The following is a 10,149-nucleotide window of genomic DNA, read 5'->3' on the forward strand; positions in this document are numbered from 1 at the left end:
CTCCAACCTCGCATCATTAAATTCCATCCAATTGGTTTCTTTAACAAAGCGGTTGATATAGGAATACTTTCTAAGCTTGTTGTTAAAACCTATCTGTTCAATACTTAATTTTTGCTCGCTGGTATTAAAGGCGAGTTCCTTCGCCTCGACCACATTGATATAATCATTGACATGCAGCTGAACATCCTCAAGGTATCCTTCAATATTATCTACTGAAAATAAGGCTTGCTGACTCTCGATATCCTGATCAGTTAGGCTAAAACCATCTGCAAAAATAAAAAGGTCCTTGATCAATAATCGGGTGGAATCAGTTTTACTGTCTTTGTTTCTAAAATAGGCTTGGTTGACCCTAAAATGATTGAGACTAATTTTTTTGTAGTTTTCTCCTTGATTTCCCTGTCCCTGCTCCATTGAATCGGTGATTTCTTCTAAATCCGGCGTAAGGGTTTCCAAAACCACATCTGCTATATAGGCTGAGTCCAGGTGAATGCTGTTGTAAAACAAAAAATCAACCCATTGAAAACCAGTGAGACTGGCCTCTTTAAATGAAAGGTTAAACTTTATTTTATTCTCCTCTTTTAATTTCTCTCCTGGATAAATATGGACTGAATCCATTTTCAAAAAAGTGCCTTGATAATTATAATCCAAGCTGATTTTACCAAAATTAACCTCATGCCCCGCAAAATCATTGGTACGAACAATCATATTGCTTACAATTGTTTCCGCATTTTTATTAAGGTAACTGTTGACCAATACAGGCAATAAATAGAAAAAACCAAGCATAACTAGCCCAATACAAAAGGTAATAATGATAGATTTTTTCATACAATAGGTTTTTATTCCGTTTAAGTTAAGGATAAAAACCAATTCCTTAAGAAAAGGTTTTTACATAGGTAATTTTATGACATATTTTCGCCCTTTTCTTACATTGAGTTTGGTATTGATCAACCAGGGATTGTAGATTTTCACTTCCTTATAATTGCTTTTGTGCTCAACAGCCCATGCAGCAAGGTTATCGATACTTTCGGTAACCTCTATTTCCCTCAAAGGAGGCAAAGAATACAGGTCTTCCTTTTGAAGTTCAAATCCATATTTGGCCTGATTTTCGAAAATCTCCTTCATGGCTAAAATCCTAAAAATATACCTACTGGTTTCTTCATTCAGGTAAAGGTTATAATAATCAGGGCTTAACTGTTGGTTTTTCCTTCGGGCAATACCTGCCATTCCTAAATTATAGCTGGCCGCTACGCTTGTCCAATTGCCGAACTTCCCATAGGCGGCCCTGATGTATTTACATGCTGCAATGGTTGCCTTTTCGAAATGGTACCTTTCATCTACATAGCGGTTGACCTCCAAACCAAAATCTCCTGCAGTTCCTCTCATAAATTGCCAAAATCCTTTGGCTCCAGCAGGAGAGGTTACATTCAGCAATCCGGACTCAATAATGGCTACATATTTAAAGTCGTCCGGGATTCCATTTTCCTCTAAAGTCTTTTCAATAAACGGAAAATATTTCCCTGATCGCTTTAGCATCAACAAGGCATTGGATTCCCAATAAGCATTGACATAAACTTCACGTTCAAACCTTTCAAAAACATCAGGCTGCTCAACAGGTACTTTCTCTCCTGCAAATTCCGGCTTATCCGGAAGATCAAATATTTTCACCCGTGGCTTACTTCTCGCCTCCCCTGCACGCAATGTTGCAGCTTCCCCTTCACTTGCAGGCAATTGTGTTTTTTCTTCCTTGCTTTGGTAAAACAAAAATCCTATAATCACAAATTGCAAAGCAACCAGGAAGTATAAATTGTAAATATGCTTCTTTTTCAATGGACTAATAATTTGGAGAAAGTAAGTACTTGTTATAAAATTCGTCAATTGCGCTGACAGCCTCATCGGCAGTATCCACCAAAACAAATAGATCGAGGTCTTCCTTGCTAATGTTCTCAAATGATTCCAGCATGGTGGTTTTTATCCACTCAATTAAACCTTCCCAATATACTTTCCCAACCAGCACTATTGGAAAACGTCCTATTTTCTTGGTTTGGATAAGCGTCAAGGCTTCAAACAATTCATCCATTGTACCAAAACCTCCCGGTAATACCACGAAGCCTTGGGAATATTTGGTAAACATAACCTTGCGAACAAAAAAGTAATCAAAAGTAATGAGCTTGTCCGGGTCAATATAAACGTTATTAAACTGCTCAAAAGGCAAAACAATATTCAACCCTACAGACTTTCCACTCTCAGAATGAGCACCTTTATTTCCTGCTTCCATAATCCCCGGACCGCCACCGGTAATTACTCCATATCCATGTCTCACCAGCTTGGCCGCAATGGCCTCAGCAGTCTTATAATTTGGGTGGTCTGATTTTGTTCTTGCAGAACCAAAAATCGTAACACAAGGCCCTATCTTGGCTAGCTTTTCAAAACCCTCCACAAATTCACTGATGACTTTAAAAATTACCCAAGAATCTGCACTCTTTATCTCGGCCCAGTCTTTCTCCTTAAAGGCCCTCCTAATTTTGTCCTCCTCTTTACCTTCTTCCATTCTTATCCAATCAAAAACTAAACATCTAAAATTATAGCAATATTTTTTTTTCTAATGTAAACCATCAGCATCGAGTAAACAAACGACTTTTATAAATAATATAAAAATCTTTGTTGCAAAAATTCGAATTAAAAATGCCTAAGCATTAAATTCCAGAATATTTTACCTTATTTAAAGTATGGAATCAATTTATAATGCTGAATATTGGCCTTTTGCCATTCTATTGACAAGTATCGCTTTGGTGGTAGTATTGGTGTCCCGAATGAAGTTTCATCCTTTTGTCGCCCTAGTTTTGGCGGCAGTGTATGTGGGCCTGATGACACCCAACCTAATGGAAAGTGAGGGGATAGCCGCAGCCCTGGATGAACCCATGATCGCCTTTGGAGTAATGGCAGGGAAAATAGCATGGGTTATCGCTTTGGCAGCCATCATAGGTACTGCCATGCTTGAAAGCGGGGCTGCAGAGAAAATAGTCACCCAACTGTTAAAAAAACTTGGGGAAAAACAAGCTGCATTGGCCTTGCTTATCGCCGCCTTTTTGCTTTCCATTCCAGTGTTTTTGGATACTGTTTTTTTCCTACTCATCCCCTTGGGTATTAGCCTGGCCCTTAAAACCGGTAAAAATTATATCCTTTATGTAATGGCCATCGGAGGAGGTGCCGCCATTACTCACAGCATTGTCCCTCCCACTCCCGGCCCTTTAATCATGGCCGAAAGTTTGGGAATACCCTTGGGGACGGTGATTCTCTCCGGAATTATCTTAGGAATCGCCCCAGCAATTCTGGTTATATTATTGGGCAAGAGGATCAATAAAAAAATGGTGGTACCTATCCGGATTAAATTGCCTGAAAAAACCAGAGATGCTTCGGAAATTTCTATGATGTGGGCACTTGCTCCCATTGTATTACCCATATTAATGATAGGCTCTGGCACCATGATTCAAGTCCTTACAGGCAATGTCCCCGAATGGTTGGTCTTTCTGGGAAATAAAAATTTGGCCATGGCTGCCGGAGCAGGGGCAGCCCTCTACCTTTGGGCTAAATCTGAAAAAATGGCCTCAGGCGAATTGTGGGCAAAAGTAGGTAAACCCTTGGAAATTGGAGGGGTAATCATTCTTATTACCAGTGCCGGCGGCGCCTATGGGGCCATGATTAATAATAGTGGCATAGGAAAGGCAATTGGAATGGCTACAGAAAATTTCCCTTTGCACTTTATTCCCCTTGCCTGGCTTATTTCGGCAGTGCTGAAAACAGCCCAAGGCTCCGGAACTGTAGCCATGATATCCAGTGTAGCCATTATGTCTGCCTTGATTGGAGATGGCCAAGCTTTGGGTTTTCATCCCGTTTATTTATTAATGGCCATGGGATTTGGTTCATTATTTATTTCTTGGATGAATGACAGTGCCTTTTGGGTGGTGGCAAGAATGAGCGGGATGACCGAAAAAGAAGCCCTTAAAACATGGACTTTCCTACTCGCATCCATTTCTTTGCTTGGCATGGCACAGGTATGGTTACTTTCTTATATATTCCCTTTTGTCTAAACAAAAACCCAAATACATGAATGTACTAATTATAGGAGGTGGTGGATTTATTGGCAGCAGACTTGCTACAGAATGGCTACAACAACAGCCCCAATCTAAGGGTAAAATCACCTTGGTTGACAGGGAATTTCCGGATAAAATTACCAAAAACCCGGGATTCAAATGCGTTGAAGGTGATTTTAGCGATCCAACCATTATTACCCCCCTTTTGATAAAAAAACCTGATTTAATCTTCCACCTGGCGGCAGTGGTTAGTGGTGAAGCTGAAAAAAACTTTGACTTGGGCATGCGTGTTAACTTGCATGGCAGCTTGCATCTACTAGAAAAATGCAGGGAATTGGCCTATTGCCCAAAGATCGTATTTGCCAGCTCTTGTGGGATATTTGGAGGAGATGTAAATCAGGTGCTCACCGAAGAAACAGCCCCCAAACCAAAGAGTTCCTACGGCACACAAAAAGCAATAGTTGATCTTTTAATGAATGATTTTAGCAGGCGCGGTTTTGTGGATGCCAGATGCCTTAGATTGCCTACCATCACCGTAAGGCCCGGCAAACCAAACGCGGCAACTTCTTCTTTTCTGAGCAGTATCATCCGAGAACCTTTGAACGGCCAACCTACCAGCTACCCCGTTGCACCTTCTTCCCCTTTTTGGATACTCTCGCCCAAACAAGTGGTCCGTAACTTTATTCATGCAGCCCAACTACCGGCAAAAACCATCGGAGAGGATCGCACCATAAATCTCCCCGGCATAACTGTGACGGTGCAGGAAATGATCGATAGCCTGGAGCAAGTCACACATAAAGGTATTACGGAGCTTATTTCTTATCAACCTGATGCCTTCCTGCAAAGCATTGTCCTTACCTGGCCACCAAATTTCGACACCAAAAAAGCGGATGCCTTGGGCTTCACCGCAGATAAAAACACTATAGAAATCATTACCAATTATATTCAAGAAGAAAATATTCAGGTACCTGAAAAATAAACTCAACGATGGAAAGCACAATAAAAACGGCACTAATTACCGGAGCGGGTTCAGGCATTGGAAGGGCCGTGGCTCAAGCTTTGGCTAAGGACAATTGGACCCTTATATTAACCGGAAGGAGAGAAGCAAGCCTTAAAGAAACAGCCGGCCTTTGTATCAAAAACGACCACTTGATCTTCCCTGCAGACATTACCTCTCCGGAAAGTGTCAAAGCGTTGTTTGAAAAAATACAAGAAAAATATGGGCGATTAGACTTATTGTTCAACAATGCTGGAGTAAATGCTCCTGCCATTCCATTGGAAGAGCTGAGTTTTGATGATTGGAAAAAGGTAGTGGACACCAACCTGAACGGAGCTTTTCTTTGTACACAGCAAGCCTTTAAACTGATGAAGAAACAAGAGCCAAAAGGTGGACGCATCATTAATAATGGCTCTATCTCTGCTCATACTCCAAGGCCTATGTCTGTGGCTTACACCGCTAGCAAACATGCCGTAACCGGCCTAACACAATCTACTATCCTCGACGGAAGAGATCAAAACATTACTTGTGGGCAGATCGACATTGGCAATGCAAAAAGTGACATGACCAAGAAAATGGAAGAAGGTACACTACAGGCAGATGGTTCCCGAAAGATCGAACCGACCATGGATGTCATGGAAATAGGAAAAGCAATCGTCTACATGGCCGGCCTGCCCCCTGCTGCCAACATACCCTTTATGACCATCATTGCCAATGGCATGCCCTATATTGGCAGAGGTTGACCTATTGGCTATTGACCAATCGTGTCGCCTCTTAAAAGCATTCCATGTTTTTTAAAATTCCATTTAAGCCGCCCTTTAGCTTTTAATTTCCGTGCAAAAAAATCTCACAACAGGCTTGGAAATTGTTAGTAATATATTTTTTGGACGGCCTCTCATTGTTAATGGAAGTATTTTTGCTGAAAGAGATTAATTAATTGAAACTCCGGAAAGTCCGGGCCAATTAATCTATAACCTCCATTTAGCCTAAGCCTACATTAAAAGGAATGTTAAAGGATTGGAAATTACGAATAACTGGCAATTTTGATTTTCCGGATTCAGCCGGCAACAAGCCTTTATGATTTAAACGGATACTATCAATGAACATTATTTTATTATTAATCGGAATACTAATCGTTATTGTAACGAATTTGGATGCACTGTCTACCATTCTCCGAATAAATGGGGGAAGTAAAATTTCGAATTTTGTTGCAAGAAATGTTTGGCGAGCGAGTGTTTTTATTTCAGGAAAATTTTCTCGGGTATCCATTTTGAGCAACGCAGGTCCATTAATTGTCGTGACTTTATTTTCTCTTTGGGCGGTGTTGCTTATGATTGGATATGGGCTCATTTACAATTCATATGTTCACTCAATTGTAGAAACATCTACGGAACTGCCTGCAAGCATCACGGCAAAATTTTATTATGTTGGCTATACACTAACTTCACTAGGCAATGGTGACTTGAAAACCGGAAACGATTTCTGGCGTATTATTTCGAATTTCACGGGTTTAAATGGAATGTTTTTACTGTCCATAGCCATTTCTTATTTTATTCCGCTAATGAATGCAGTAGTGAAGCAGCGCATGTTAGCTACTTATATTTCAAACCTCGGAGATACCCCCACCGAAATAATTTTAAACGGATGGAATGGAACTAATTTTAATATATTGCATGAACAATTCAAAGATTTGTACCCCATGATTCTTATGCAGTGTGAGCAACAATTGGCTTACCCTGTGCTCCTTTATTTCCATTCAGAAAATCCAAAATATTCTCCCCAACTCAACCTTGCCAAGTTGGATGAAGCCTTGAGTATTCAGGAAGTTTACGATATTGATCAGTCAGACAAGACTTATATTTGGAATAACCTCCGCAAGGCCATGAACAAATATTTAAAAGTGACAAAAAATTCTTATTCATTCAAAACTGAAACAGTCCCTGACTTTCCTTACCAAACTAAATTGGAATCATTAACCAAGCAAGTTCCGAAAGAAACAGCAAAACTCCGCCTAGCTACCCTTAAAGATAGAAGAGCCTTTATTGCCAACCTGGTAAAAAATGATGGATGGAAATGGGAAAAAAGCATGAGTTAATTGGTCCAAAATAACACTTATTTTTTAGTTTTTATGGAGCCCCATGGCGAAATGTCAGGCAGAGTACATAAGGCATAAAATTTGTGATGAAAACCTGAAATAGCATCAAATAAAAACAGCTACCATGAATGATCAAGAATTTAAAGCCTTTGTTGTTGAAGAGAAGGAGGGAGACTTTAGCGGATCCATTAAAACAAGAAATATTGAGTCTTTACCCGAAGGGGATATATTAATCAAAGTTTCCTATTCTTCCCTTAATTATAAGGATGCCCTTTCGGCTTCAGGGAATAAGGGCGTTACTAGAAATTTCCCCCATACCCCGGGCATTGATGCGGTAGGGGTGGTTGCTAAATCTGAAAACACTACTTTTAATGAGGGGGATAAGGTAATTGTTACCAGTTATGACTTGGGGATGAACACCTCCGGAGGATTTAGTGAATACATTCGCGTTCCTGCAGCCTGGGCGGTAAAATTACCTCAACACCTGAGCATGAAAGAAGCCATGATTTATGGGACAGCAGGTCTTACCGCAGGGATGTCAGTATTGCGGCTTACAGCATTGGTAAAGCCTGAAGATGGCAAAATCCTTGTTTCAGGAGCTTCCGGAGGAGTAGGTGCCTTGAGTGTAGCCATTCTTTCTAAACTGGGATATACTGTGGTCGCCATCACGGGCAAGGAGCATGAAAGAGACTATTTGATGAAGCTGGGAGCTCAAGAAATTATACTCCGAACTGACTTTGAAAATTTAGACAAACGACCATTGTTGAAACCTGCTTACGCAGGAGGAATAGATACCGTTGGGGGTGTGATCCTCGAGAACATTATTAAATCTACAGTTCCTATGGGGGCAATCACTTGCTGCGGCAATGTGGCCTCACCAAAGCTCAACCTTACCGTTTTTCCTTTTATTTTAAGAGGGATCTCACTTATAGGGATTGATTCGCAGAATTATCCTATGAACTATAGAGAACAGGTTTGGAATAAACTGGCTGAAGAGTGGAAGCCTTCTCAGCTTTCTGAAGCCTACGATGAAATATCTTTGGCTTCACTTCCGGAAAAAATAGCCCTGATCCTAGAAGGTAGATTAAAAGGTAGAACAATAATAAAAATAACTGAGTAAATGGGATATTTATTCCAAAACACTACTCCGCAACCAGAAGGTCAGTTGCTTGCAAAGGTATTTCCCCTTGCAAGTGGCTAACCTTTCTCTATTTTTTTGGCATCACTACTCCATCAGCCCCCTTATTTAACTTCATTTTCACCAGCACCTCATGTAGTGTTTCTGCGGCAAGACCGTGAAGTACCAAACGGTAAGCAGCACTATAGGTGGTCACAGGAACCATGGGATGTTTGTTATTGATTAAGCCGAGATGCCCGGGTGTGCCAAGTATTTGAGAGGCATAAATGGCAATGGTTTCGTCCAATTGCAATGAATTGGAAGCCCTGATAAAATCATTGGAAGTAAGGAAGAGTTGATAAAAAGGAGTGAAAAGCTCAATGGCAGATCTCAAGTCCAAAATATTAGTCCACTTGTCCGGAAAGTCAATATGGTCAAATTGATCTTCAGTGATCATGCTGAGGTTTAAGTTCTCCGGCGGACCAATAGTAATGTTTTTCTCTTTTAATTGTCGATTCAATCGGATGACAAAATTGTATAAGTTCAGGTCATGCTTTAAGAACAGATCGTCTTTTACATCCTCAAAATCTTTGGGCTTGAGAGGACTTCCCACAATTTCTACATTGGAAATATTTCCGGCAATAAATTGCAGAATTTCGGTACCTATATGAAAATGCCTGAAAATTAACAAATTGGCATCCGGACTAACAAATCGCTTGAGTCCCCAGGCCAAAACCCTGTGAAGGATCTTGGATGAATTGATAAGTTTGGGAAAGAAAAACTTAAAAATATGAATGAAAAACATGCTGATCTTGGATCCCACCTCGATAAAAGGCAACAAATACCTTACGGATTTTGAAGAATTGTCCCTCATCAAAACCAACTTAGTCCTTTGGTTAATCGGGATGCTGTCATCCAGAAACAAGGCCAACCAAGGGTTGGGATCTCGCTCGTCATGTTGCGATAAATCTAATATATTGTCTTTCATATTGCTCCCTAGTAATTCCCCAATTCCTCCAATTGCATGCGGTATAATTTCGCCGTTATCTTGGCTGTTTTCACAATCTTTTTGGCTATTTCCATATTCATTTTGGGATGATCCAAGGCCTCTTCCAGGTTGTGAAAATGATTTTCATCCGCTGTCCCATGGTAGGTAAAAAAAGAGACCTGGCTGTTTTTCAATTGCAGCTGGTCTTGCATCAATTCCCCCCAATAACCCGCCAGCCGTTTGCCTATTCCTTCAATAATAAACATTGAACCTAACAAATCTATCGGGTTGGCTTTGCTCGCCTGTTGAAACATAAAAGAAGTCAAGGCTACTGTTCCAATATTTTTTTCACCAGACCTTATGGTTTCCGGGTTTTCTCCCAAAGCCTCGAAGTTTCTTTCTAGCATCTGGTAATCCTTGTGCTCAGTAGCCGTATGTTTAATAAAGGCAGAACGCAAGTCAAATAAATCAATGTCAATATTGGAGGCAGCTCTGGATATCCACTGGGAGCCATCAATAACCTGTTGCCTTAGGTCTGTCAACAATAGCTTATAATCAGCCATACTCAAACTTCCATCGTGTATTTTGGCCACAATAGGCACTTTCAATAAAGCCGATTCAAAGTCAATCCATACCCGAGACAGGCTACGTATCAACCATTCCGAAGTTTCGTTTGCTTCAATGATCAGCTCAGGAGGCACTATTTCTCTGGGAGGATATACTTTTTTTTCTTCGCTTTTCCCTACCACTGTTAATTGCATAAAAGAAGTGATGAACCTCCCGCTTTCCGGCACCATACAAAGGACTTTGTCTCCCCTTCTCAACTTTCCCGAATACATCAATTCTTCTACCATAATAAAA

Annotated in this window: 9 protein-coding genes and 1 pseudogene; 5 read left to right on the forward strand and 5 right to left on the reverse strand. The window is 40.6% G+C overall.

From position 1 onward, the window contains the following. From AAC037_RS10735 to AAC037_RS10745, 3 genes and pseudogenes are all read right to left on the reverse strand, one after another. A pseudogene (locus AAC037_RS10735) lies at positions 1–825 on the reverse strand (hypothetical protein); the annotation flags it as partial. 60 nt (positions 826–885) lie between these two features. Continuing rightward, positions 886–1,827 (reverse strand): lytic transglycosylase domain-containing protein, encoded by a 942-nt coding sequence (locus tag AAC037_RS10740; protein WP_339902992.1) that lies wholly within the window; start codon positions 1,825–1,827, stop codon positions 886–888. A 4-nt stretch (positions 1,828–1,831) separates the two neighbouring features. After that, positions 1,832–2,548, reverse strand: a complete 717-nt coding sequence (locus AAC037_RS10745; RefSeq protein ID WP_339902993.1) for a TIGR00730 family Rossman fold protein — start codon at positions 2,546–2,548, stop codon at positions 1,832–1,834. 178 nt (positions 2,549–2,726) lie between these two features. Here AAC037_RS10745 and AAC037_RS10750 point away from each other — a divergent pair, with 178 nt between their 5' ends. The 5 genes from AAC037_RS10750 to AAC037_RS10770 all read left to right on the forward strand — a co-directional run bounded on the left by AAC037_RS10750 (position 2,727) and on the right by AAC037_RS10770 (position 8,303). Continuing rightward, positions 2,727–4,088, forward strand: coding sequence for an SLC13 family permease (locus tag AAC037_RS10750; protein ID WP_339902994.1), 1,362 nt, complete (start codon positions 2,727–2,729; stop codon positions 4,086–4,088). 16 nt (positions 4,089–4,104) lie between these two features. Further along, a complete protein-coding gene (denD, locus tag AAC037_RS10755; protein WP_339902995.1) occupies positions 4,105–5,070 on the forward strand; it encodes a D-erythronate dehydrogenase in 966 nt (321 codons plus the stop codon). Positions 5,071–5,078: 8 nt separating this feature from the next. Continuing rightward, complete coding sequence (locus tag AAC037_RS10760; RefSeq protein ID WP_339902996.1) at positions 5,079–5,831, forward strand: SDR family oxidoreductase; 753 nt, start codon at positions 5,079–5,081, stop codon at positions 5,829–5,831. Between the two features lie 356 nt (positions 5,832–6,187). Beyond that, complete coding sequence (locus AAC037_RS10765; protein WP_339902997.1) at positions 6,188–7,183, forward strand: ion channel; 996 nt, start codon at positions 6,188–6,190, stop codon at positions 7,181–7,183. 124 nt (positions 7,184–7,307) lie between these two features. After that, positions 7,308–8,303 (forward strand): YhdH/YhfP family quinone oxidoreductase, encoded by a 996-nt coding sequence (locus tag AAC037_RS10770; RefSeq protein WP_339902998.1) that lies wholly within the window; start codon positions 7,308–7,310, stop codon positions 8,301–8,303. A gap of 88 nt (positions 8,304–8,391) precedes the next feature. Here the strand turns inward: AAC037_RS10770 and AAC037_RS10775 are convergent, their stop codons facing one another. Continuing rightward, positions 8,392–9,288: a hypothetical protein gene (locus AAC037_RS10775; RefSeq protein WP_339902999.1), complete on the reverse strand. Its 897-nt coding sequence runs from the start codon at positions 9,286–9,288 to the stop codon at positions 8,392–8,394. A gap of 8 nt (positions 9,289–9,296) precedes the next feature. Further along, a partial coding sequence (locus AAC037_RS10780) for an iron-containing redox enzyme family protein (RefSeq protein WP_339903000.1) occupies positions 9,297–10,149 on the reverse strand: 853 nt, incomplete at its 5' end.

Origin of the sequence: uncultured Cyclobacterium sp., from assembly GCF_963976465.1 — a bacterium.
In the GTDB taxonomy this organism is placed as follows: domain Bacteria; phylum Bacteroidota; class Bacteroidia; order Cytophagales; family Cyclobacteriaceae; genus Cyclobacterium.